18 protein-coding genes are annotated in these 25,789 nt (G+C 51.7%); 2 read left to right on the top strand and 16 right to left on the bottom strand.

Annotated elements, in window-relative coordinates:
* Positions 1-26 precede the first annotated feature (26 nt).
* The 10 genes from IEW11_RS18865 to IEW11_RS18820 all read right to left on the bottom strand — a co-directional run bounded on the left by IEW11_RS18865 (position 27) and on the right by IEW11_RS18820 (position 14,250).
* Positions 27-1,601: an FAD-dependent oxidoreductase gene (locus tag IEW11_RS18865; RefSeq protein WP_188532611.1), complete on the bottom strand. Its 1,575-nt coding sequence runs from the start codon at positions 1,599-1,601 to the stop codon at positions 27-29.
* 1 nt (position 1,602) lies between these two features.
* Positions 1,603-3,237, bottom strand: coding sequence for a glycoside hydrolase family 3 protein (locus tag IEW11_RS18860; protein WP_188532610.1), 1,635 nt, complete (start codon positions 3,235-3,237; stop codon positions 1,603-1,605).
* Complete coding sequence (locus tag IEW11_RS18855; protein ID WP_188532609.1) at positions 3,179-5,032, bottom strand: glycoside hydrolase family protein; 1,854 nt, start codon at positions 5,030-5,032, stop codon at positions 3,179-3,181. Before IEW11_RS18855 ends, IEW11_RS18860 begins: the two co-directional genes overlap by 59 nt.
* 10 nt (positions 5,033-5,042) lie before the next feature.
* Positions 5,043-6,053, bottom strand: coding sequence for a hydroxyacid dehydrogenase (locus IEW11_RS18850; protein WP_188532608.1), 1,011 nt, complete (start codon positions 6,051-6,053; stop codon positions 5,043-5,045).
* 224 nt (positions 6,054-6,277) lie between these two features.
* Positions 6,278-7,174, bottom strand: a complete 897-nt coding sequence (locus IEW11_RS18845) for a helix-turn-helix transcriptional regulator (protein WP_188532607.1) — start codon at positions 7,172-7,174, stop codon at positions 6,278-6,280.
* A 159-nt stretch (positions 7,175-7,333) separates the two neighbouring features.
* On the bottom strand, positions 7,334-8,839 hold the full coding sequence (locus tag IEW11_RS18840; RefSeq protein WP_188532606.1) for an extracellular solute-binding protein: 1,506 nt from the start codon (positions 8,837-8,839) through the stop codon (positions 7,334-7,336).
* A 78-nt stretch (positions 8,840-8,917) separates the two neighbouring features.
* Complete coding sequence (locus IEW11_RS18835; RefSeq protein WP_188532605.1) at positions 8,918-10,702, bottom strand: cache domain-containing sensor histidine kinase; 1,785 nt, start codon at positions 10,700-10,702, stop codon at positions 8,918-8,920.
* Positions 10,702-12,273, bottom strand: a complete 1,572-nt coding sequence (locus tag IEW11_RS18830) for a response regulator (RefSeq protein WP_188532604.1) — start codon at positions 12,271-12,273, stop codon at positions 10,702-10,704. Before IEW11_RS18830 ends, IEW11_RS18835 begins: the two co-directional genes overlap by 1 nt.
* 118 nt (positions 12,274-12,391) lie before the next feature.
* The gene (locus IEW11_RS18825) at positions 12,392-13,318 is read right to left on the bottom strand and encodes a carbohydrate ABC transporter permease (RefSeq protein ID WP_188532603.1); all 927 of its coding nucleotides are present in this window, start codon (positions 13,316-13,318) and stop codon (positions 12,392-12,394) included.
* Positions 13,318-14,250 carry an ABC transporter permease gene (locus tag IEW11_RS18820; protein ID WP_188532602.1) on the bottom strand — a complete coding sequence of 311 codons (933 nt, stop codon included), beginning with the start codon at positions 14,248-14,250 and terminating at the stop codon, positions 13,318-13,320. The genes IEW11_RS18825 and IEW11_RS18820 overlap by 1 nt, the downstream gene beginning before the upstream one ends.
* A gap of 362 nt (positions 14,251-14,612) precedes the next feature.
* Between IEW11_RS18820 and IEW11_RS18815 the strand changes: the two genes are divergently transcribed.
* Positions 14,613-18,083, top strand: a complete 3,471-nt coding sequence (locus IEW11_RS18815; protein ID WP_188532601.1) for a hypothetical protein — start codon at positions 14,613-14,615, stop codon at positions 18,081-18,083.
* 77 nt (positions 18,084-18,160) lie between these two features.
* On the opposite strand, the gene IEW11_RS18810 is transcribed toward IEW11_RS18815, so the two are convergent.
* From IEW11_RS18810 to hxlA, 4 genes are all read right to left on the bottom strand, one after another.
* Positions 18,161-19,477, bottom strand: coding sequence for a polysaccharide deacetylase family protein (locus tag IEW11_RS18810; protein ID WP_229725456.1), 1,317 nt, complete (start codon positions 19,475-19,477; stop codon positions 18,161-18,163).
* Between the two features lie 180 nt (positions 19,478-19,657).
* Positions 19,658-21,226: an L-glutamate gamma-semialdehyde dehydrogenase gene (gene pruA, locus IEW11_RS18805; RefSeq protein ID WP_188532600.1), complete on the bottom strand. Its 1,569-nt coding sequence runs from the start codon at positions 21,224-21,226 to the stop codon at positions 19,658-19,660.
* A gap of 171 nt (positions 21,227-21,397) precedes the next feature.
* Positions 21,398-21,970, bottom strand: a complete 573-nt coding sequence (gene hxlB, locus IEW11_RS18800; protein ID WP_188532599.1) for a 6-phospho-3-hexuloisomerase — start codon at positions 21,968-21,970, stop codon at positions 21,398-21,400.
* Between the two features lie 8 nt (positions 21,971-21,978).
* Entirely contained in the window at positions 21,979-22,611 is a 633-nt protein-coding gene (gene hxlA, locus IEW11_RS18795; RefSeq protein WP_188532598.1) for a 3-hexulose-6-phosphate synthase, read from the bottom strand.
* A gap of 194 nt (positions 22,612-22,805) precedes the next feature.
* Here hxlA and IEW11_RS18790 point away from each other — a divergent pair, with 194 nt between their 5' ends.
* Positions 22,806-23,357 carry a DJ-1/PfpI family protein gene (locus IEW11_RS18790; protein ID WP_188532597.1) on the top strand — a complete coding sequence of 184 codons (552 nt, stop codon included), beginning with the start codon at positions 22,806-22,808 and terminating at the stop codon, positions 23,355-23,357.
* Positions 23,358-23,401: 44 nt separating this feature from the next.
* Here the strand turns inward: IEW11_RS18790 and IEW11_RS18785 are convergent, their stop codons facing one another.
* Together IEW11_RS18785 and IEW11_RS18780 are read right to left on the bottom strand one after the other, a co-directional pair.
* Positions 23,402-25,003 (bottom strand): PucR family transcriptional regulator, encoded by a 1,602-nt coding sequence (locus IEW11_RS18785; protein WP_188532596.1) that lies wholly within the window; start codon positions 25,001-25,003, stop codon positions 23,402-23,404.
* Positions 25,004-25,056: 53 nt separating this feature from the next.
* Positions 25,057-25,749, bottom strand: a complete 693-nt coding sequence (locus IEW11_RS18780) for a cysteine hydrolase family protein (protein WP_188532595.1) — start codon at positions 25,747-25,749, stop codon at positions 25,057-25,059.
* Between the last annotated feature and the right edge of the window lie 40 nt (positions 25,750-25,789).

The raw sequence follows: 25,789 nt of genomic DNA, 5'->3' as shown, positions 1-25,789 counted from the left end.
TCATCCGCATGGCTGAAACCATCGATTTATAATGCATGCAAGGAAGGCCATTTCATCTCAACTCCGGCAGCGCCGAGCCACCCTTGATAACTGCTCAGTGCGTCATGATCCGCCCGAACGGCACGGGGCAACATCTTATTCTCGAGGCAATAAGCCGCCAGATATCCTGCCGCCTCGCCGATATTCCATTCCACCGGATGCAGCCTGTAGCAGCCGTTGGTAATATGCGTGGTTCCGATATTCTTGCAGGCCGCCAGCAAGTTATTCATCCGCACCGGAATCAGGCTGCCAAGCGGGATTTGAAAGGGCAGACTGGATACGTCAATGTAAGTCCGCAATCCTGTGCTTGGATGCAGGTCGATGCGGTAGCCGCCTACTCCTACCGAATCGTGATAATCCATCGCCTTGCCATCCGGCCGACACTCGGGATTCAAATGCTGCTCCAACACAGTCGTTTCCGCCCGAATCCGCCTGGACTCCCGGATATACGGCATCTTCGCCAGACCGTCCAATGTCCCGGACACATCCCCGCGCAGCCTGATCCCGGGGTAGCCGGCCTTGCCGTCCGGGCGCGGCGCTTCCGTCTGCATCCAATACAGCAGCGACAAGCTCAGCTGGCGCGCGTTCTCCAGATGCTTCTCACGTTCAGCCTGCTCCACATCAATGATGGGACCGAGCCAGTAATCATTCTGCGGCCAGTTGACCAGCGTAATGTCACTGTCGAATGCTCCGTCCTCGAACAGTGTACGGTCAATGACTCTGCGGTATTTCCAGAGTGAGAACGACTTGCCGTCCGGAAAGAAGCTGTAACGGACCGGCTCCAGCGTATGCGGAACGAGCCCCATCCAGCTCAGCTGCTGATCCGGCCAAAAATCGGCTTTATACTGCCTCCAGAAATCATACTGCTCCGGCTTAGCAATGGTGAAATCTTCGCCTTCGATGTGATCAATGGCATAACACCAGGTAAAAGCCTGCATATCCGCAGGATCGGCAGCTCCTTCCAGTGCGTGCGGTTCCCCGGTTTCCTGCATCGACTCGGCTCCTGTGACATACTCCGTTCCCGACATCGGGAGCAGGTCGCCTTCATCGGTTGCATCCAGGAAATACGGAGCGGTCAGAACGGCAATGTCTCCTGTCAGCCTGCTCTGAACATGAACCGCATGAATGATATCCCCTTCGGTCTCCACCCGCACCGCTTTATAGTTTTCTATAATCGTCAGCGTACCCCGGTGAACATAAGGGGCAAGCATGTCGCGCAGTACCGCCAGCGCAACTCTTGGTTCATGCGCGATCTGGCTGACAATCGCATTGCCCGGATTGAACGGATTCGCAGCCTGCGCAGCAGGCTGGAGGCGAAAGTTTCGGCGATAATAATCCCGCACCCGGGTACGGAATTCACGGTAGCTTGCCGTGCAGCCGAACTGCTCGATCCACGGATGCTCATCGGGCGGTACCGCTTGGCTGGTCAGCTGGCCGCCGATCCAATCCGATTCCTCCGTCATAATGACCGTTTTACCGGCTTTGGATGCCGCCAGGGCAGCCGCGCAGCCGCCGGTGCTTCCGCCGATAATGACGATATCGGCATGTTTATGTATTTCCATCTTATAGGCTCCCTTCGCTCTGCAGTTGGCGCACCAGATATTCTACAGCCGCCTCCTGCAGGGCAGGGGCGCGGTCATGAAGCAGCAATGCCGGCACATTCGGAAACGATACCGCATCGAACGGCGAACCGAAGTGGACAAGCACAACAGGCTGGTCCCGTTCCAATGCAAAATGATTCAGCTGCTCCAGTACGTCCTGCCGCATCCGTTTATTGCAGGTAATGCCTACAATCAGTGCCTCCTGCTTAGGCACCTGCAGCAAAGCATCCGGCAATTGTTCATAGGAGGCGATCGCCATTCGTTCAGACACAGCGCCATTGCTAACCAGTCCCTTTGCAAATACCGCCAGCACATCCTCACAGATCAGCCGCAAGCGGGCGCCTTCGGCAGCGCCTTTCCGCACCGCATCCCATAATGCCGCATCCCCATGTGGACGAAGCGCTTTTCTGGCCAGCTCCAAGCTGATCCGCTTCGAGGCTGCCAGCTCCAATCCGGATCCGTCGAATGCCCGAAGATCATACTGCTCCGGCGTTAATCCGTATTTCTCTTTTGCAAGGATAACCCGTTCAACAGATCGCGTAATCTGCGCTTCGTCCAGCTCACCCGAGCGTACCGCTTCCAGTACCGCATTGACCATCGCCTGCGCTTCACCCGGTTCCAGCGGATCCACAAGCAAAATATCGGCGCCGGCATGCAGCGCCATGACACAGGCGCGCGCCTGTGTAAACTTCGAGGTGACGCCTTTCATCGACATGCCGTCTGTTACGATCAGGCCTTCAAAGCCCATTTGCTCCCGCAGCAGCCCCGTTACCATCGGACGGGAAAGGGATGCGGGAAGCAGCTCCTCATCTAAGGCAGGTACGGCGATATGCCCCACCATTACTGCATCCACACCCGCCTCAATCGCCTTGCGGAAGGGAGCAAGCTCAAAGCGCTCGAGCCGCTGTCTATCAAAGGACAGGACGGGAAGATCGAGATGGGAATCCACATTCGTGTCGCCATGACCTGGAAAATGCTTTGCCGTCGCAATCATACCGTGCTCCTGATAGCCGCGGATGACCGCAGCGCCCATGCGCGATACGACATCAAGCGAATCGCCGAAGGAATGCGTGCCGATCACCGGATTATCCGGATTGTTGTTAATGTCGACAACCGGGCTGTAATTGAAATTCACACCCATCGCCAGTGATTCTGCAGCGGTAACTCTTCCGCTTTCATAAGCCAGTGACTCATCATCCGCTGCGCCGATCGCCATATTTTTCGGAAAATATACCGCCCCGCCGCGCGGCAGCTTGCAGCCTGCTCCCGCAACGAAGTCCGCAGCGATAAACAGCGGAATCCCGCTTCCCCTCTCCAATGAAGCACGCTGCATACGCCCGGTTAAACCGTGTACCTGCTCAGGTGTGTCCAGGCTCTCCATATCCAGGAAAATGCCGCCGGCTTTAAATTCCGAAATGAACTGTTCCGCAGCTTCGGAATAAGCTGCATCTTTATAATAGAAGGTGAACAGCTGTCCGACCTTTTCCTCCAATGTCATGTGCTTCGGCTTCTTCATCATCTCGTTCTTCCCGCCTCCGTCAGTCAAATACGCTCTCGTCCAGTAAAGCGAGCAGCAGCCCGGCTGAAGTAATCGCATTGGTCCAGCCGCTTTCCATGCAGTAAGGCCCCCAGCCCGTATCTCCGTTATTGCCGAAATATTCCGCTTTGTTCAGATCGAACGCACGCATCCAGCCTCCGTTATAACGGCCATCCGCGCTGCGAATTTGTATATGCTGCATAAATGCAGCCACCTCATCATGCAGCTGCTTGTATTGCGGATTGCCGGTTGCCCGCCAAGCCTCCCAGCTGTTCATCACAAGGAAATTGTTCGTATACAGCTGATCTGCAATTCCCTCTCCGTTGGCGATATATACACCCGCATCCTCCTGGCCGAAACGCTCCGGATCCGGATTATCCGCCTCCTCAATGCCGCCGAGGGAATGCTGATGCGCGGTTAAATATTCCACCGTCTGACGAAGTCCCGCTTCAAGCTCGCCTGTATGGTCATGCCCAGCCAAAAATCCAAGCGGCAGCAGCAGCCTCGTCAACCCGGATGTACGGCTATACATGAATTTGAACTCGTCCCGTCTGGCCAGCAGCGTACGGGCGCCGGTCACCGCTGTTTCCAGGTACGCATTCTCTCCGGTTACCAGATAGGCTTGAATAAACGCCGCATGGGTGATGCTCTCAAAATGCGGATTCAAGCTTGGCTCAAGCTCTCGTACTCCCGCTCTTCCGAGCTCCGCAAGCTGCCCGCGCGTAAGACAGTTCGGGCGGAGCCCATCCGGCCGCTGCGTCGAAAGCAGCCCTTCCGCCACGAGCATCCCCCGTTCCCGGTAAATTTCTTTACCGGTCTTGCGGTACAGATACAACAGCACAAAGCAGACCCAAGCGTTATCATCGGTAAACAGCTGATGCGGATAAGCGCCCGGGAAATCGTACCACTTGAAAAATCCGTAGGAAGGCGATAACGGATCCATATCCTGGAAACCCTCTTCAAACAAATAGTGAAGCAGATGATCGGATGCCGCCAGCCACTTTTCGTCATTTTTCCATCTGCCATATAAATGAAACATCAGCGCCGTATGCGCATGGCAATCCGGCCGGCGGTCGGGGGAGAGCTTCGCTGTGACGGAATGAATATTCTCATACACGCCTTTTGAGCCATCGGCACTTGGCAGCATGCCCGAGCTGATGAACCAGTCGAGGTTCGCCTCTACCGATTGTCTGGCCGTTACATGACCTCCCATGCCAATCAGCGGCGCCCACATTCGTAATGGAAGGCCAGTCTCTTCCGCCAAATGCTGGATAAACGGTGCCCACCGGCTGTATGGCCTCAACGTTTCCGGATCACTGCAGGAAAACAAAGAGAACGCGGCGTATACGACCGTACCTGCCCCAAGCCTGCGAACGATAAGCCCCGGAAGTGCGCCTCCCCCTCTTTCCTCGCTTCTGTGCGTCTCTTGATAGACGCCAAAGGAGAGTTTAACCTCGGAATCAAATGTAAAGCCGCGCAGCATCGGGCCCGACCATTCGAGCAATTCTCCCGCCGCCATTCCCTCAATATCACGGTCGTTCCGCAGTTTTTCGATCGTTCTTCGCGTAGCCTGAAAATCCTGCTTCCATCCGAATAAGCGGGAGCTTGAAAAATCAAACGCTTCCACCAGCTCCGCATAGATACGTCCGCCCTGTTCTGCGAATGCCCACAGCTTGGCGCAAGCCTCAGGCGACAGGACTGAAGACTTATCGAGTGTCGGTGAACCAATAAGGAACACCGCATCGTAATTTCCCAATGCAATCGTATCCAGATCCATCCAGGCAAAGCGGTCTGCCTCTTCAACCGGCGACAATCGAAGAGACTGATGACTGTTCACAAATATAGCGATTTTCATATACATCCTCCTAAGCCAACATATGTAGACGGGTTGGATCAATTTCTCCAATCAAACGTTCTCCTGCGTAAAAACGCTGTAATTCATCCACGGTAAAATCGCCGATGGATAACAGGCCATTATTAACCGCCCCTGCAATATGCCCTGTCAGCATCACATTCGGATGCTTACGGAGCCAGTGATCAGCCGGAGGCGGTTCAGGTTCGGTAACATCCAGAATCACCTTTAGCTTTCCGGATTCAAGCCGTTTGCCCAGCGCATCTTCATCAACCAGCGACCCTCGCGCCAGATTAATGAGCACGGCATCGTCTTTCATCATGAACAGCCTTTCTTCATTAATCATGTGATATGTCTGCGGTATCTCAGGCGCAAGCACCATAACGACATCCGAGCTTTCCATTAACTGCTCCAAGGAGACGGATTGCGCACCCAATGCTGCGGCTTCCTGGACGGACACAGTTGGATCATAAAGGAGGATGTTCACCCGAAAATGGCGCAGCAGTTCCATATAATGTCTTCCTGCCTGACCGGCCCCGATGACACCGATTGTTACGCCATACATCTCCCGTATATGTTCACGCACCTCATCCGCCCGGTTGTTCCACCAATTTCCGGCACGTGTCTGTGCGGTTACTTCCCATACATTTTTCAACGTCATGATCGTCAGGCCCAGTGCCGTTTCAGCAACCCCTCTGCTGAGTACGGAAGCTGCTGAGATGACAGGGATTCTTCGCTCCCATAAAGCATCGGTAATAATCGGTTTCACCGAGCCTGCCGCATGAAGGACCAATTTTAAATTCGGGGCCAAGTCGAGCAGGTTTTGAGATAATGCCGGACTTGCCCATGAAGTGATGACAACATCGGCATTCCGGATAAAATGTTCCGCCGCTTCGGGTGTTTCTCCCAATGGTTCAGAAGGAACGGCGAGTTCCCCTGCCATCGCTGAAAGTCTCTCCAATGCGGATGATGTGAACACCCGGCGAATGACGCTGGGATTTTGCAGCATGGTGATTTTGTTCATCATTCCACCCTTTTCTATACATAATTCTGATTTTACGGGCGGCATAAAGCCTCCCCGCTTCTCACCTACACCAAGCCTATTAACCCTACCAAAAGATCAAGGTAAACTGGGAGGCAGGTACAGAAGTTCCATTTTATTATAGACCAAAGGGAAGAAATGCGCTAAAAAATATTTATTCTGCATTTTTCAATCATATTCAACAACCATAATGATCAAATATGAATCTATCTATAACCCGATCCTTTTCCATAGAGACTCTGATATTCAGACGGCGTAAAGCCGGTCACCTTTTTAAATGCTTTACTGAAGGAATGAATCGATTGATAGCTCAAATCCTCGGATATTTGCGTAATGCTGCAGCGCCCGGTTTGCAGCCTGTTCATCGCCCTCATCATACGGCGCTTCACCCAATACACCTGCAGGGGAACGCCCATCTCCGCCCGAAACGCGTGCGACAGATGTGAATAGCTGTATCCTAATTCCTCGGCGACCTGGCCAAGCTCGTCAATATGTTCAATATGCCGGTCAATGTACTGCACCGTCTGGTAGACGAGTTCTTTCTTATTTAATACCCTCTGTTTGCCGTTTGCCGTACTGACAGCCCCGTCTATTAATCTGCCCATCTGGACAATCATCCGGTTGATCAGGCTATCCAGCATCGTCTGTGTATAACGGTCATGTATCTGTAATTCCTGCATCAGCTCAAAGAAGAGTTCGTCCATGCCTGCCGTATCATGTATCGCCTGGCTGTCTGTGCCTGATTGAAAAACGGCTGCCAGACGCTTACTCCCGGTTACCGGCTGCACCTCCACGGACACGAGTCTCATCGCCTCATTCGAACGTTCTGCCGTATCGATCCGATAGCTTCGACCCGGCTCGACCCGGATGAAATGCCGCTGCGGCAGATGGACCCGGTGTCCATCAACCGCTGCCATGCCGTTCCCGGACAGCATATAGATCAGCAGGTGTGCCTGTGCTGTGGAGCGTCCTTCCAGCTCGTAACCGCACCAGTCACGCACCTGATAGAGCGTAACATGGCTCAGCGTAATTGCACGCTCTAAATAGCGTTTATCAAAACCAGCTGTACCGGCAGGATGTACTGCAGCAGCAATAGACGGCATAACAAAACCCTCCTTCTCTAAGCTGAACACAATTCTATCCTTCTATTTAACCTCAGAAACAGCCGGTCAGTCATCCATAGGATCTTACGAAAACAAGGAATATCTTTAGGTATTTATATAGAAGAAAGCCGGGATGCTGCCATCCCGGCTTCAGCTTCATTATTTCTGCGATTCGTCATACCAAGCCGACAGCTCAGCCAGCAAATCGGCACCGCCTTGCGATTTCCAATCCGCTACGAATTTATCATACCCATCCAGCGTTTCAGCGCCGGCCATAACCTTAATCACATAATCGTTCTCCGCCTTGTTCAGCTTTTGCAGATTGTTGGCAACAACCGGCAGCGGCGGCGCAAGCAGTGTAGGGTCGCTTTTCGAAAAGGAGAGCTGCTTCTCCTGTATTTCCTCGAAGGTTGCGTACAGCACAGCATCCTTGCGTACGCGAAGCATCCAGAGCTCTTCGAATTCCGAAGCATCGGTGCTGGTCATGAACCAGTCGGAGTTGCCTCGCGCCTCATTGAATGCCGGCAGAACCGGAAACATCTTCCCGTCGCTCTCTTTCGTATAATGGACGCCTTCTTCACCGATCGCCAGCTCCTTGAACAGCTCCGGCTCCACCTTCATGTTCATATATTTCATAGCTGCTTCTTTATTTTTGGAGGATTTAGGTATCGCGATATACCAGCTGACGCCGCCTCCCTGAATCCAGTTGCCGATTTGTCCGTCCTCACCCTTCAAGGAGGTGATCAGCGTAATTTTCGAATCCGGAATGTTCTTGTTGAGCGCTTCGGTTACAGCAGGCGCAATTCCCCATCCGTACGTCATGATGCCGGCTTTGCCGGTCGCAAACTTTTGTTGAATTGTCTCCGGTTTGTTCACCGGCCATTCAGGGTCGATCAACCCTTCACTATAGAGCTTATTCATAAATGCAAGATACTCTTTCATTCCCGGCCCTTCCAGGCGGTGAATCAATTTGCCGTCTTGAACGTCAAAGCTTGTTACTACACCGAAAGCACCGGAAATTTCAGGGATCATACTTTCAAATCCGGTTAAAGGCACAATACCCTTTTGTTCCTTAATCGCTTTTAACAAGTTATAGAACTCATCAATTGTTGTTGGAACCTGCATATTCAGCTCATCGAGCAGCCCTTGGCGTATCGCAAGCGCACTGCCGACAAATCCGCGCGGATGTTTCTCCGGAATACCATAGATTTGACCATCTACTTTAGCGTTCTCGAAAAACTCAGCCGGTGTTTCTTTCAGCAAGTTTTGACCATGCTGCGCAAGCAGCTCATCCAGCGGTTCGAGCGCGCCTTGAACAGCAAGGCGATTGTATTGTGCGCCGGAGAGCTTAACGATGTCATACGGCTCGTTGTTGGCCATTAACAGATTCAGCTTGTCATCCGGGTTCTCAAGCGGCAGCGTTTCATACTCCACTTTGTAACCTGTCTTCTCCTCCAGGAAAGCGGCAACCGGATCCTTGTTGGGATCGAAGTTCCGTTGGAAGCCGAGCTGCTTCAGAACAGGCTTCTCCTGCTCCGCGGACGCTCCGCCGTTGCCAGTTGCCGGGTTACTGTTCCCGTTATATGACCCGTTATTGCTGCCGCAAGCAGCGAGCATGGCCAAGATCAATACGCAGACGATACCGATACTTAATTTCTTGTTCACTGTATCTCCCCCATTTATGAAAGTGTTTTCTTTTCCTGATTTCAAGCTTATCACGCGCCCGCGTGTCTGTATTTGTCTTTAGATGCTTGCTTTGTTGTCCTGATATGCTTCCTCGCCCATCTCCCTGGGCTTTATATCCTCCAAGGTAACCGGAATGCGGATTCGGACCCGGGTACCGCCTTGTTCAGCCGGTTCATAGGTTACCTCCGAATCTTTACCGAAATAGAGCTTCAGCTTGTCCTTCACGTTGCGGATGCCGTAGCCTGTATTCAGCGAGTCGCTGTTCAGCTCATTGAGTTTATGTTTGCTTATTCCCACTCCGTCATCTTCAACGGTAAATTCAACCTTATCCCCATGTAAATAACATGTAATTCGAATGCAGCCTGATTTGCCCCGCTTCTCCCGGATGCCATGCAGCACCGCGTTTTCGACGACAGGCTGCAGAATCAGCTTGACCGTTTTCAACTGAAGAAGCTCAGGATCCGCATCGATCGTATAATCAATCTGCCCGCCAAAGCGGCGGTTTTGTATATCCAGATAAGTTCTTACATGCTCCAGCTCATCAATGATCGGAATGACGTCACGCCCTTGACTGAGGCTGATCCGGAAGAAACTCGACAGCTGGCCGGCAACATCGCTGATCTCGCCCGCGCCCTTATCCATCGCCATCCAATGGATCAGATCCAACGTGTTGTACAGGAAGTGCGGGTTGATCTGCGCATGCAGCGCCTGCAGCTGTGCCGCTTTCTTCTCTGCTTCTGTCTTATATTTCTCCTGAATCAACCGGCGCATATTCTCGCTCATCTGATTTAAATGAGACTGCAATACACCGATCTCATCATTCGAGGTCACCGGGGTATGCGAATCCCAATTCTCCGATTCAATCTTCTTGATCTGCTGCAGCAGCGGCCCGATCCGGCGCGTCAGCCCCTCCGAAAAAGCTGCGGCCAGCGTCACTCCGAAAATGGTAACGACAAATAATACGGCATATAACTGATAAGACCATTGGCGGCTCTCCGCATAGATTTCTTCCATCGGAATGTGGGCAACCAGTCCCCAGCTTGTCCCGTCAATTCGCTTGTTTATCACAATATGAGACCGCATATCGACCTCATCGACGGCCTGACCGATATCGGACGGGTCGTCGCTGGAGATGACGCGGTTCATTTTATCCACCAGATAGACCTTGCCGGTTGTCGTAATCTGCGTCTCTTTAATGATCTGTTGGAACGTGTCTTCCAGAATATCAATCGACAGGACGCCCAACACTTCTCCGCCGAATCCATTCGAATACAGTGGACGAACGCAGGATACAATATTTTGCTTGCCCCGTTCTCCGTAATAATCATGTTCATAGGTCGACCGGCAGTAGATCCCTTCCGAATTGACCAGCATCTCTTTGTACCAAGCCTCCTGTTCGATCTTGGACAAGGCAAAAATCGCGCTGTTTTCCCGTGTATAAATACTGCTGGATTTCACATAAAGCCGGATGCTGTAGATTTCACGGCTGTTTTGGGCCGACCTTAAAATATTCAATATTTTATGATAGTCATCGATTTGCCTGCTCAGCGATGTGCCCGCTTTCCCGGCGTTCAATGTATCGTTCAGCTCGGTGTTCATAAACAATATACTGGAAACGTCCTTTACATTGCTGAGCTTGTATGAGAGGAACGAGTTAGCTTGATTGATCGCCCGTTCAGTCGTTTGCTCGACGCGGTTTTCCAGGATGCGGATTGTATTTTGGTAAATAATGAGGGACACCAATCCGACCGTGATAAAGATCAGAGCTAAAAATACCAGCATAAGCTTCGTTTTGATCCGGACGCGCGACAATTTTTGGCGAAGCACATTCTCCAGCTTCATCAGTCTTCCTGGAGGGTATCCCGGTATTGCGAAGGAATGACCCCGGTCAGTTTGCGGAACACCTTGGCAAAATAATTGGCATCCTGATAGCCAACCTGTGCCGATACCTCATACAGCTTCAGCTTCCGGTCGCGCAGCAGCCGCTTGGCCTGTTCAATCCGGTATTGGGTAATATAATCGTTGATCGATACGCCCTTTTCTTTCTTAAACAAAATGCACATATAGGTCGGGGCCAGATGGACATGGCCCGCCACCGTATTAATCGATACATCCTTGTTATAGTTCTCTTGAATGAACCGGATGATGTCGCGAATCACTGTCTTGTCGCTTGAATCCGTCTGCTCCAGCGCTTCCTGAATGATGTCCAGCCGGTGCATCATAAATTTGCGGATCGTATACAGCTCGCCGGAGACGAACATTGTCGCCCATAACTGGTCGTTCTCGAATTCCCACATCGTTTCCGAGTAAACCCGGGTCATCGCCACGTACCAGCGGAACAGCTTCTTGCGCACAGCCTCCACGTCCATCGGGGTAAACAACAGCAGCTCGTTGATGATCTGGTCCAGCCATTGCGCGGCCGCCTGCAGCTGCTTGCCTCTAAGCAGCTCCTCAAACCTGATAAAGGCTTGTTTATCAAATAAACCCGACTGATGGCTGTCCGTCGGCAGATTGTTATACCAGATCACTGTGTTCCAGCCTCTGTAAAATCGATGGGAAAGAGCTTTTAAAGCTTGCTCATAAGAAGTCCCGCAGCCGTTCAAATGAGGGAACGCATCCCCGGCCCCGGCGACAACCCCTTGCTGTTCTTCTTGCCCTTTGCGCCTGGTCAAGCGGTTTAACCACATGCCGAGCCGGTCGTCATTGCGCTGCGAGGACAGCGCCACACAAGCGATCCCGATGCCGTCCACCAAGGCGGTCAACGCGGGCAGCCCGGCCGAAGCCGCTTCAGCACCAGCCTCCTCCTTCCAACGCAGCCTTGCATCGTCGTTTTGAAAGCCGAATACGATGCATTGATAGTAACCCTTCAGAGGAAAGGAAGCCTGCAGCCGTGTTATGTCCTCTTCGATCGCTTCATACCCGGGCCCGGAAACCGGAGAAAGCTGCAGAATGGTCTTCAGCAGCCGCTCCATCAGCTCCGGCTTGCTGCGGTCAAATTGATCCCGCATCGCATCCAGCTCCTGCTGTTCTGATCTAGATGCACGAATGGACTTCACTGTTTCTTCCAGCAATTCGGCCAGCTCAGCCATCTGAATCGGTTTGAGCATATAATCAACGGCTTTCAGCTTAATTGCGGATTTTAAATATTCGACATCGTTGTAACCGCTTAAGAAGATGATTTTGCAATCCGGATCAATCTGGCGGATTCGCTGCGCGAATTCGATCCCGTCCATACGGGGCATCCGGACATCGCATAATACAAGCTCCGGCCGCAGCAGAATGAATTGCTCATACGCTTCAATGCCATCCTCCGCTTCGCCGGCAATCTCGATCCCGATCCGTCCCCAATCCACAAACCGCCGCAGCCCGTTTCTTGTCATGGGCTCATCATCAACAAGTATCGCTTTAATCAAGTTCCCGCCCCCAAACTCTGTATAATACAGCCTGTGTAATAAAGCCTATGATAACAGAAAAACCCTTCATCCCCACAAGGTAAAAATGTGGAAATGAAAGGGATTTATTACATGTTATTCAGCCCTTTACAGAGCCGACGAGCACGCCTTTGACAAAATGCTTCTGCAAAAACGGATACACAAGCAGAATCGGGATCGTAGCCGTCACGATCGAGGCTGCACGAACGGCTTCAGGAGCCTGATTCAAATCGCGGTTAACGTCAATCTGTCCTGCGGTGGTCAGCACCTCTTGCGTAGATGCGATCAATTCCTTCAAATAGAGCTGCAGCGTCTTTAATTCCGGCGAGGTGATATAGATCATCGCGTTGAAGTAACTATTCCACAGCAATACCGCATAGAAAAGTCCAACCGTAGCCAGTACCGGCTTCGATAGCGGCAGAATAATGCTGAACAGAATCCTCATGTTCGAAGCGCCGTCGAGCTTAGCCGATTCCTCCAGACTGTCCGGAAGGGCTTCGAAGAAATTTTTGACAATCAGCATATAGAAGACGTTGATCAGGCCTGGAACAAAGAGCGCCCAGATCGTGTTCACGAGCTCCAACTCGCGCATGACCAGGTACGTTGGAATGATGCCGCCGTTAAACAGCATCGTGAACACATAGATCAGCAGCAGCGGCTTCCTGAATTTCAAGTTCGGCTTGGACAGCGGATAAGCGGCTAATACCGTCATGAGCAGCGAAGCGAAGGTGCCGACGACCGTGACTAAGATCGTTATTTTAAAGGAATTCAGGAACTGCGTGTTGCCGAGCACCAGTTCATAGGTGCCGACCTGAAAATCAATGGGAAAGACCGTTACGATGCCCGACACCACTGCCGCTTCACTGCTGAATGATTTCGCAATGACATTGAGAAACGGGAACAGCGTGATGATGCCAAGTACGATAAAGAAGCTGTAATTGAGAACATTGAACACCCGTTCTCCGAACGATTCTTTGATGAGATTTTGCTTATCGCGCCGTTTCAAGGCCGGTTTTGTCAGTTCCATTACCAGATGCTCCTTCCGAGAAACTTTTTGCACATCGCGTTGCCGGATACGACCAGCGCAAAAGCGACAACGGACTCAAACATGCCGACCGCGGTAGAGAAGCTGTAATCGGATGCCCCGATTCCGACCCTGTACACATACGTTCCGATGACATCGGCCACGTCATAGACGACCGGATTGTACATGACGAGAATCTGCTCCGTGCCCGCCTCCAGCATATTTCCGAGCCGCAGAATAAACATCAGTACAATCGTGGAAAAAATGCCGGGAAGTGTAACATGGATCATCTGCTGAAATTTATTCGCGCCATCCATTTTGGCCGCTTCATACAGCTGCGGATCGATCGATGCGATCGCCGCCAGGTAAATGATCGTACCCCAGCCGACTTCCTTCCACCCTTCCGTAACGACAAGCAGCGGACGAAATGCACTCTGGTTCATAAAGAATGCGATGCGTTCCCCGCCCAGCCATTCAATTACGGTATTGACGATGCCGTCAGTCAGCGAGAGCATGTTGATGAACAAGCCGCTGATAATAACCCAGGAAATAAAATGCGGCAGATAGATGACCGATTGCACAATGCGCTTAAACATCATTTTCCGAATTTCATTGAGCAGTACAGCCACGATAATCGGTGCCGGAAACAAAAAGATCAGCTTGTAGAAGCTAATCAATATCGTGTTGATTAATACATTCAGAAATTGGTCATTTGCAATAAGCCTCTCAAAGTGTTTCAAACCTACCCACGGGCTTCCTCCGATCCCTCTAAAGATGCTGAAATCCTGAAAAGCAATGATTAATCCGTACATTGGCGTGTACTTCAGCAGGAAGAGGAACATCATTCCTGGAACAAGCATGAGATAGAGATCCCAGTCCTTGACAATCGTTTTCCAGGTTCGGGGGTTGTTGGCATGTGCCTGTGTCACTTTCATGCTTAGGACTCCTTTTGGTGAGATAAGTAATGCCGAATGCGCTTTCTGCGTTTATTATGCTTGAGAAGGCAAGCCAAGAAAATAATGCAATCTTAACAAAAAGAAGAAAATCTAAAGGTTCTGTGGAGAGGATTCTATAACAGCTATTTAGAGAAAAAAAAAATTAAATATCACATTTTTCCTTTAAAACGAACGAATTTTTGAATTTTTTAATCAATTTAACGAGGTTAATGGTCATTTCTTCCATTGACAAAGGAAATATTTGCAGGCTAGTCTTGATAACAAATCGATTTCTCTTCCAATTGCATCCATGTATTCGATTGAATAATAAGGGAGAGCACATTTGAAGGAGGTTAATGGTCATGAAATGGAAACGGTTAACCGCGATCCTGCTCAGCGCGGCATTGGCCGTGCCGGCTTTGTTTCCCGCAGCACAGACAGCCCGCGCAGAAAATGTCACTTATGAGCCGATCGCAGTGCCTAATGGAGGTTTTGAACAGTCTGCGGACAGTTATCTAGGATGGACGGCAAATCCCGCCATGCCATCGGACGGGCTTGAGGTCAGCGTTCGCCAGGAACGCGTTGCATCCGGTTTGAACAGCTTGTATATGGCTGACCACTCGACATCAAAATCACTCGAGGTTGCCAGTGAATTGATTCCAATCACAGCAGGCGGAACCTACCGCGTAACTACAAGTGTCTATGTTGAATCCAAAAGCGTAAGAGTCTACCTGAGGTACAAAAAAGCAGGCTCCAGCGCAGATTTAAGCAGCAGCTCGAACAGCATCCTGGCTAATAAGGTCGGCGTATGGGACAATGTAACGCTCGAAGGCATCGCGCCGGCTGACGCCGAATTTGCTCAAATCACCTTCTATTATGGCGCGGCAGGCACAGATACGCGAGCTTATATCGATGATGTGAAGCTGGAGCAAAAGGTCGATACGAGCACACCGCTTGAGGTGCCTTACGATCCGCCGGTTATGATCGGTGATGCGGTATCCTATGCGCTGTCCCAATCCGCGGCTTACGGCATCGGACCTGACGGAAGATGGGAGCACTATTTGACAACGGTCGGTTCGCCTGTGTCCTTTCATGTCGTTGACGCTTCAACAGGCGCCCTCAAATTTACACAGCCCATCTCCGGATCGGCCGATACAATCTGGGCGATAGCCAAGGGCTCGGACGGCAATATGTATTTCAGCTCGAACGGGACGCTGTACCGTTACCTTGTCGCCGAACAAAGAATTGAAGCGCTTGGCGTTAATCCGTCCAACAAACAGGTATTTGACTTGAAAGCAAGCCGAGACGGCAAAATCTACGGCAGCACGTATTCCAATACGAATCTTGGGCGCGTGTTTGAATATGACATCGCCTCCAATACCTTCCTCGATTTGGGCGTGATGAAAGCAGGGCAGCAGTATGCCAGAGGATTAGGCGTGACAGACGATTACGTCTATGTCGGGATCGGCACAAGCGCCCATCTTATGCGCTATAACCGTCAGACAAAGGAAATTACCGAGATCGTTATTCCAGCCAAATCCGGAACGAACAGAACCATCTCCGAGGTCGATATCTACGGCGGCAAGCTGTTTGCTTACAGCGGCAACGAGCTTTACGTCATGGACGAAGCAACCGGCGCGCATGTGACGACACTCGAATTCCAGACGAAGATTGCTCCGCCTTCGCCCGACAACCCGAATCTGATCTATTACAAGCTTAGGGGCGATCTGTACGTATACAATATCGCCGATAATACAGCGACGCGTATTGATGGCATTCCGGAATTACCGGATGACACTGCAGTAAAAGCGCACGCCTGGATCACCCCGGACAGCGGCCCGCTTGCCGGTAGACAGGTGCTTGCCGGTATGGCCGCATTCGGGGAATCGTTCCTGTATGATCCGCAGTCCAAGCAATATGCGGAGCACTCCGCACAAGTTCCGGCCTCGGCAACAGCGGCTAATGTTATGGAAACGGACGGACGGTATCTGTATATCGGAGGATACCAGCGAGGAATGAGCATTTATGATCTTGAGCGCGGAGAGTTCATCTACAACAATAAAGAATTCCATCAGCCTGAAGGCATAGGATTTCTAGGGGAGGCCGCCTACTTCGGTACGTACAGCGGCGCTGTGATGTACCGGCTTGATATGAGCAAGCCGCTCAATTACAACGAGCTGGGCGAGGGTAACCCCGGCATGGTGCTGGACATTGAAGATAACCAAGACCGGCCATTCACGATGACATCCGGAGACGGCAAGCTGTTTATCGGCACCTTCCCTTCTTACGGCCAGCTTGGCGGTGCGCTGACCATCCTGGAGGAAACCGTCAATCCCGCCGATAACAGTATTCAAGTTCAATCGGAAACCTTCCGGAATATCGTACCGAACCAGAGCCTGTTCGGGCTGGCCTACCACGACGGAAAAATATACGGGGGCACTTCGATATGGGGAGGCTTAGGCGTCAATCCAAGCGAGCCCGAAGCCAAGCTGTTTGTGTTCGATACCCAGACCAGGCAGGTGACAAACGTGTTCACCCCTCGGATTCCCGGGGTTAGCGGTGAAGTCAAGCTGATCGGGGAGCTGTCTGTCGGACCGGACGGTCTCATCTGGGGGATTCTTGACGGATTTGTCAGCCAGAGCGCCGGGTATGACGCAGCACTGTTCGCTATGGATCCGGAGACGCTTACGATTGTGAAGAGCAAGGTCATCACAAGCTCGCCATTTAATACAAGTAAATATAGGCCTTACTATATCCGCTGGGGAGACGACGGTCTCATCTATTCGACCATCGGACGCAAACTGATGGCGATCGATCCGAAGGATCTGCGCTCCAAGCAGGTCATTCCGGGAACAGTCAATCTGATGACACAAAGCCCGGACGGCAGTCTGTTCTATGCGCAGGGCAGCAAGCTGCATAAAGTTCCGGTTCAACTGGAGAGCGCAGCATTGACCATCGGAGCAGGTTCAGTAGAAGTGGGCAGCAGCACATCAGCCTCTGTCTCCGTCATGCAAAAGAATGGCAAGCAGGCGTTGCTGGGCGGTGCGGCGATCACGTACACCTCAAGCGATTCCGGCATTGTGTCGGTGAACGGCGATCAATTGACCGGCGTAGCGCCAGGTACAGCAAGCATTACGGCGGCAGTAACACTGGATGGCCGGACACTGAATGCCGGTCCGGTATTGATAGAGGTTACGATGCCTGTTCCTGAAGTGGACGAGAATACCATTCGAATACCAGCAGCAATCGAAGAGCAGCCGCTTGATGCGGAGCTTCTGCAGAACATACTGGACACCTATAAAACGGTAAGGATCGTGGCGGAACGCACCGTTGTCCTCCCATTGGCAGCACTAGAGAACGCAAAAGGCAATGCCTCTGTCCAGATTCAAACGGGGCAAGCCGAGTGGACCTTGAAGCCGGGACGGCTGCCACTCAAGCAGTGGTCCGCGGCGCTTGGAGAATCAGCAAGCAGCTATCATCTCAGAATGAATGTCACGGAACAATCAGCGGAGCTCATGCCAAAACCTTCAGAAGGTGATATGGAGCTGTTATCACCGCTGTATGCCTTCTCTATGACACTAGTAAACGACAAGGGAGAAACACTCCTGACTCCAAAACCGGTCAAATCTTATGTGGAGCGAATCATCCGGCTGACAGAGCCGCCTTCCTCAGATGCAGCCGTTATCATGCTCGAACCGGAATCCGAAAAGATTCACGCTGTCCCTCACCGAATTAAGGGAACCGAAGCCTCTTTCTGGAACAGCGGCAACGGCACGTATGCCGTGATTCTTAAGGAGCGCTCCGCGAAAGGTAAAAAGGACAGGAGAAAATAATACAAATGGCGGTCAGTTGATCGTAACAAGCATATCCTCATTTCATACTGCCCACAGTCTTTCACGGCTGTGGGCAGTTATGTTTCCAACTCAGCTGCGAGCGCATCCGCCTGCGCTTTCAGTACATACCACCGGTTGTCGGTGAACTTGATTGGCAGGTCAACAGAGGCCTCCGTCCGGCCGGATTCCACCCATGCCGCATTCCCGGCTCCCGGATGGAAAAGTAATGCTGCGCCGTTCAATGTTAATGCAGCCGTTTTGGATGCCGGATCCCACATCACAGTACCTTTCCCCCGCGCCCAATCACGTAATGCGATCCACTCCCGCTCGTCCATTTTCGGCGGTTCTTTCGCCATCGCGGCAGCAGCCGCATTCGGCTTGACCGCAGGTGCCTGATACCCGCTTGAATCGGCCTTTCTAATCATGTCCAAGATCTGCTCATGCTGGCGCTCCGAAGGGCTCCGGTCCCACTTTATATTTCCCACGCGAAACGTAACCGGCTTCACCTGATCCGTCAAAGCTGCAAAACGGTAACCCTTATCTTTGAAATACCGGATAATTTCAGGCAGGGCCTTGACCGTCTCTTGATGGCCGGCGCTGTCATGCATAAGCAGGTTAACGGTATGGGTGAGCTTCGCCTTTTTCACATTATTGATAATTTCCTGCGCAGGCACGCCACGCCGTTTCGAATCGCCGGAATCCATCGTCCAGTCGTGAACTTCGTAACCGGCTTCTTGCATATAGTAAAAGTAGAGGGCATCAAAATTGCTAAACGTGCCGCCCGGTGCCCGTAAAATCCGCACCCGTTCACCGGTAACCCGGAATATCGCCTCGTCGGTCTGTTGTACTTGTTCCCAGAAGCCAAGGAAGCTGCTCCCATACAGCTTTGTGTATTCGTGATCGTAGGTATGATTGCCAAGGGAATGGCCTTCGCTGACGATGCGGCGTGCCGTCTCCTCCCGCTCCTCTACCAATTTGCCCAATACAAAAAAAGTAGCCTTTACCCCGTGTTCTTGCAATATATCGAGTACCTGCGGTGTCCATTTGCTAGGGCCGTCATCAAAGGTCAAATAGACCGTCGGCTGTGCCGGATCCCCGCCGTTTGGATCGCCATTACCCCATTGCTTATTGTGCGCTGCGGCTGGCATCCTCTCGGCTTCGGTTTCTGTTTCGACTTTTGCTTTGGCCGGCTGAATAAACGCCTCACCCCTAACACTTGGGGCAGCTCCGATCTGACCGATGACAGTGATCGTGTCTCCCGCCCCCGCGCTGGATTCTTCCGCTACACCCGCAGCACTGCCTACATAAAGCTCCTCCGTTGTCTGCAGCCACAGAAGAAATATCACCGTGCAGATCGCCACTACCGCCACTCTCTTAAACAAGGAGCCTCTCATCTATAACAACCTCCTGAACGGGTTTGTTTACATTGATAGATTATATGGCGGTATCAGGTGAAATAGGACAAGAATTCATCGTTTCCCGGAAGATATGAGAAAGCCGTATCCCTGCGATTTACGAATCGCGTGAATACGGCTTTCTCCAAGCTGGCCTAGATAGATACTCCTCTTCCATATTTACGTTTTTCTCGATGTCAGCTTCGCTTGCGTGAACAGCAGCAGATAGTCATATCCCCCTGCTTTGGAGTCTGTGCCCGACATATTGAAGCCTCCGAACGGATGGACGCCTACCAGGGCTCCCGTACATTTACGATTAATATAAAGATTGCCGCAGAACATTTCATCCAGCGCGTAATGTATGTGTGCTTCATCTTGGGAGAAAAAGGACCCTGTCAGACCAAATTCAGTATCATTATACATGGCGATTGCCTCTTTATAATCCTTCGCCCTGCCGATCGCCAGAACAGGGCCGAATATTTCTTCCTGCATGATGCGCGACTTACTGTCGACATCCACAAACACAGTAGGCTGAATGTAGTACCCATTCCCTTCAGCTTTGTCTCCGCCGGTGAGAAGACGGCCCTCCCGTCTGCCGATTTCGATGTAGTCCATAATCTTGTCGTAGGCTTGCCGGTCTGATACCGGTCCAGCCGGGCAATTCAATTCGGGCAGGCCGACAGAGAGCTTTTCTGTTTCTTCCTTCACCAGTTGAACAACCTTATCATAGACCGCTTCAACAATGATCGCCCGGGATCCGGCTGAGCATTTCTGTCCTTGAAAGCCGAATGCCGATGCGACGATCGCTTTGGCCGCTTGTTCTACATTTGCGGTTTCGTCAACGACTATGCCGTCCTTGCCGCCCATTTCCGCAATGACGCGCTTCATCCATTTCTGGCCGTCTGCCGTGTGGGACGCCAAAGCATGGATGCGAAGTCCTATTTCTTTAGAGCCAGTAAAGCTGATAAACCGCGTCTTCGGATGTTTCGTTAAAAAATCGCCGATCTCAGCCCCGCTTCCCGGTACGAAATTGATGACCCCCGAAGGCAGCCCTGCTTCCTCCATTAATGCCACAAATTTATGGGCGATAACCGGTGTAAGCGACGATGGCTTTAGTACGACTGTATTGCCGCAGACAATGGCAGCTGTCGTCATCCCTGCACAGATCGCTAACGGAAAGTTCCAGGGCGGAATGACGATTCCCACGCCTAGCGGAATATACGCCAAACGATTGTCCTCGCCTTCTATTTTCGTTAAGGGCTGATGCTCATTCGTAAGGCTAAGGCGGATCATTTCTCTGCCGTAAAACTCCATGAAATCAATCGCCTCGGCCGTATCCGCATCGGCCTCCGCCCAATTTTTCCCTGCCTCAACAATCATCAGCGCTGAAAATTCATGCTTTCTCTCGCGCATCAGCTGAGCGGCTTTAAATACATAACCTGCACGTTCGGCCGCAGGCACCCTCTTCCATGCTTCAAAAGAATTCAGAGCCTCCTGCATCGCTTGCTCCGCTAATCCCAGGGAAGCTTTGCTGACCCGCCCCACAACTTCGCTGATATTGCCGGGATTAACCGACACGATCTTGTCGCCGGTCATGATTCTCTCCGCCCCGATCCGCAGCGGATAATCCCTGCCGAGCTCCGCCTTCACCTTACGAAGCGCGGCTTCCATAAGCGCTTGATTCACAGGCAGCGAAAAATCCGTAAAAGCCTCATTCTTAAAAACCGGCAATCCGGCTGAATTCGTCATTCTCACTTCTCCTCCCGTCTCCACTGCTGCTGTCACTCACTTTATAAGATATTCCGCAGTGTACCGGGATGCCTATCCAACGCTTCATTTCGGGGAATGTTTTTTTAGTGGCCGCACGAAAAAGAGCCGTCCCTCAGCCCTTTCAATCATTTGGGACGGCCCTATCGTTATTTAGATCTCCTTGCTGAATTCAAGATTGGCATGCCTGCCGTACATCGTCTCGGAATTCAATCCCCGTTTCTCCATCAGCCTCAATATGACAGAATCATAAAACAATAGAAGGGTTTGCTCGAATAATGAACCCATAGGCTGGATTGTCTTATAAGAGCCTTCCGATTGATCCTTGGGGGAGCCGGGCATTTTGACGGTGATGTCAGCCAATTTCCCCAACGCCGATTCCGGGAAGATCGTGATTGCTGCGACAGCGCCATTCAAGCTTTTCGCTTTCTCCGCCATCGCTAACAAGCTTTTTGTCTCACCCGAGCCGGAACCGACGATTAACAGATCGCCCTTTTCCAGGTTAGGCGTTACCGTTTCGCCCACCACATATCCTTCCATCCCGATGTGCATCATCCGCATGGCGAAAGCCCGCCCCATCAAACCGGATCTGCCCGCGCCTGCTACAAAGATCTTGTTGGTCTGAAGAATGCGGTCCACCAAAGTTTCAGCTTCTTCCTCAGCAATCTGGCCGATCGCGTGGTTCAGCTCTTTCAGCACTACTGCTGCATACCCGATTGTCAACATGTCCTTTGTTACCCTTGTTGAATTAATCTCTTTATTTCGGCAGCAGCTGCTTTTTTATCCGCTTCGCCGGTAATGCCTCCGCCTACGATGACGAGATCGGGTTTCGCTTTAATGACCTCCGGCAAGATGCTTAACTTGATGCCGCCCGCGATAGCCGTTTTTGCATTTTTCACCACACGTTTAATCTTCGTCAGGTCCTCGAATGAATTTTGTCCGACCGCCTGAAGATCATAACCGGTGTGTACACAAATATAATCTACGCCAAGCGCGTCGAGTTCCTTCGCACGTCCTTCGATATCCTTAATCCCGATCATGTCAACGAGGATCTTTTTGTTTTGTTTTTTGGCCTCTTCCACTGCGCCTTTAATCGTCATATCCTCCGCCGCTCCCAGCACCGTGACGATGTCCGCGCCGGCCTCGGATGCCTTCATCACCTCATAACCCGCCGCATCCATGACCTTAAGGTCAGCCAGCACGGTCATAGAAGGAAAGGCCTGCTTTACTTCTTTAACCGCCCGGAGACCTTCATTAATGACAACCGGCGTACCGATCTCCACGATATCAACATAGGGCTCGACTTCTTTTACCAGCTCTATGGCTTCCGGAATATTAACAAGATCTAATGCTAATTGAAGCTGCATCACTACCCCACCCTTAAATAAATTTAAATGTGTACACTGGTATTATGAGAAATGCCGCAAAAAATATTCAGCGTGAGGGTTTACAAGTTCCTCTCCTTTATTATTTCGTGTATGTTTTGGCGGGTTTTAGTCATTCTATATTTATCTGGCCTTACTGCATGAAGGTTGAAAAATGTAAAATGGGGGTACGGTCCATGAGTAAAAAAGTATTAATTGTGACAGGAGACGCGGTTGAGGCGCTTGAGGTATTTTACCCGTATTACCGTTGTTTGGAAGAGGGAATGGAAGTTACGATTGCATCGCCATCAGTCAAAAAGCTGCAAACCGTGACGCATGACTTTGTAGCCGGTATGGAGACCTTTGTGGAAAAGCTGGCCTACGGGCTCGATTCGCAGATGGCTTTCGCCGATGTAAAGCCCGAGCAGTACGACGGACTCATTATCCCGGGCGGGCGGGCCCCCGAATATATCCGGATGAATGCGGACCTGCCAAAGATTGTCCGCCATTTTTTTGAGCAGAACAAGCCTGTCGGCGCCATTTGCCATGCCGCGCAGGTGTTGACTGTCGTCGCAGATCTGATGAAAGGCCGGGAGTACACGGCATACACCTCCTGTAAGCCGGATGTTATCGCAAGCGGCGCGACGTATATCGAAAAAGAACTTCATACGCATAAAAATCTCGTATCGGGCCGTGCATGGCCGGATCTCCCAGGCTTCATGCGGGAATTTATTAAGCTGCTGAAATAACAAATTCCCGGTACATCTCTAAAAATCGCCTGCCGTCGTACTCTTTAATGCTCCTTGATTTCATACAATTTGATCGCGAGCTGCAGCTGCAGCCTGACCTCCGGATCGTCGAGCCGCAATCCGAGTTCGCCGCGTATCCTCTCGAGCCGGTAATTCACGGTGTTGTAATGAAGAAACAGCCGTTCCGCAGTCTCCTTTGCGTTTCCGTTGCACAGGAAGTAAGTTCGCAATGTATTCAGCAGGGCGCCCTGATGTTTCTCATCGTACTGGAGGAGCGGCTCCAGATATGTACGCTTGAATTCCTCCAGCTCTTCGCTTCCTTGTAAGCGATAGAGCAGCAGGTACACGCCCAGATCGCCATAGTGCAACGTTTCGCCCGCCACTTTGCATACCAGGCTGACCTCGGCAGCCCTTTTCGCTTCCCGGAAGCTTGCAGGCACTTCACTTTGACCGGGCGCCTCTCTGCCCAGGCATAATTGGATGTGCCGATCCGGGAATATCTGGCGAAGGCTCGCCAAAGCGCTGCCGGGCATATCTTGTCCGCGCAATGTAAACAGGACGGCCAGATCCTCTTCAAGAACCGTCCATCTGGCTGCATTGCTGCCCGCCGAGGCATCCCAATTCATACGCCGGGCGATTTCCTGAAGCTCATTCACGGCAGGCTTTTTATCATGAAAAGAAACAACGCCCGCGACATAAGAGGAGCTGTCATCAATCGGGCAGCCGCATGCTTCCGCCCGCAGGCGCAAATCCACAGGCGAGACAATCCGGCCCGCCATCCAATCCTGAATAAACTGGTCGATATATTTGGTTTCAATACGTTTTCTGGCCTGGGCATTGCTAATCTCAAAACCGACAAACTCACTCGCCCAGTTCACCGTTAATGTATCTACAATACCGTATTCCTGCTCGGTCTCCATCATGACGAGCAGGAACGGGTAAGTCTGTTTATCCGGGACGGCCGAGATATGCACGCGTATATATCTGTCAGCGATCTGGATAAATCCTGTTTCCAGCGTCCGGTCCTCACGCAGCTTCTGCCACTGCGCTTCCTCGATTTGCCGGCAAAAGTACTCCGCCCCTGGCGAAGCCGTCCATCTGTTATTTGGATCGAGCAATAGAACGGGATTTTTGACGAGCAGCTGCAGATGATGCAAAAATGCAGAAAGTCCGTCCCCGTGCAGCAGCACGTGAGACAGACGCTGAACCCGGCTTTGGAGTGTAGAGAGATGACGGGATTCTGCCACCAGCACCCGCTCCATTACTTCACGAACCACATCCGAAAATGCCGTATCCGGAGGCAGCTCGATCAATGGCAGGCCATGAGCATTCGCTGCAGCTATTGCAGTCTCCGGGACGGTGTCAACAAATCGTTTGGTTTTTATTCCCAGTGCCACTACACCCTTTTGAACAAGCTCGGCAATGAGCGTCTCCATGATCTCAGGCTCATTTCGGAACGAATAGCCGGTTGTCATCAAAAATTCGCCGGGCCTCACCCAATCCACGACATCGGGAACTTCCATCACATTAATCCTGCTCACCAGCTGCTCAAGCCCGGAGCTCCCGCCAAGCAGTACCGCTTCTTTGAAATGGGGAATCGTAAGAAGATCCTTCACCGTTAATCCTTGTCCCATTAACTCTTCCATCTTCTACGCTCCTTTCCCGGGAATGCCGCACCACGTCTGCTGTTTCCAGGCTGTTATGGTCGGTCCTTGCCGCGCAGCCCTTCGATAAATACCGAAGAAACTGCCGTCCATCCGAAAATTCCGCCCTGCTGCCATACCATGCGGATCGCCGCTTGATGATCCGCCGGGTCGAAAGCAGCGGTTGCATCCTCCAGCACCAGACATTCATATCCGCGGTCATTAGCTTCCCTTAATGTTGTGTGTACGCAAACATGGGTTGTTACTCCACATAAAATAAGCGATTCGATCTTCTTCTCCTCAAGCTTCTCCTGCAGGTTTGTCTGATAAAAAGCCCCTTTACCCGGCTTATCGATAATCGTCTCCCCTGCTGCAGGCGTTAGTTCCGGTACAATATCATGGCCCTTCTCTCCTCTAACGAGAATACGCCCCATCGGCCCCGGATCACCTATGCCGGCTCCCTGCTTTTTGCTGCGCGCCAGCTTCGACGGCGGACAGTCCGACAGATCAGCCAAGTGGCCTTCTCTTGTATGGATGACCATCATCCCGGCCGTGCGGGCCGCCGCCAGCACATCCGAGATGACAGGGATTATAGACCGGGTAGGCGTGATGTCATTGCCAAGACGTTCGCCAAATCCGCCTGGCGCACAAAAATCGTTCTGCATGTCAATAATGATTAATGCCGTCCGCTCAGGACGGCAGGCATAAGCATACGGCAGCGCACGGGACAACTCCATACTCTGATTCATGATTCTACTCGTCCTTTTCGCTGCTTGTCAATTTTTACGG

The sequence above is a fragment of the Paenibacillus abyssi genome (assembly GCF_014640295.1).
In the GTDB taxonomy this organism is placed as follows: Bacteria; Bacillota; Bacilli; order Paenibacillales; family Paenibacillaceae; genus Paenibacillus_D; species Paenibacillus_D abyssi.
This window is presented reverse-complemented; position numbering and strand designations above follow the sequence as displayed.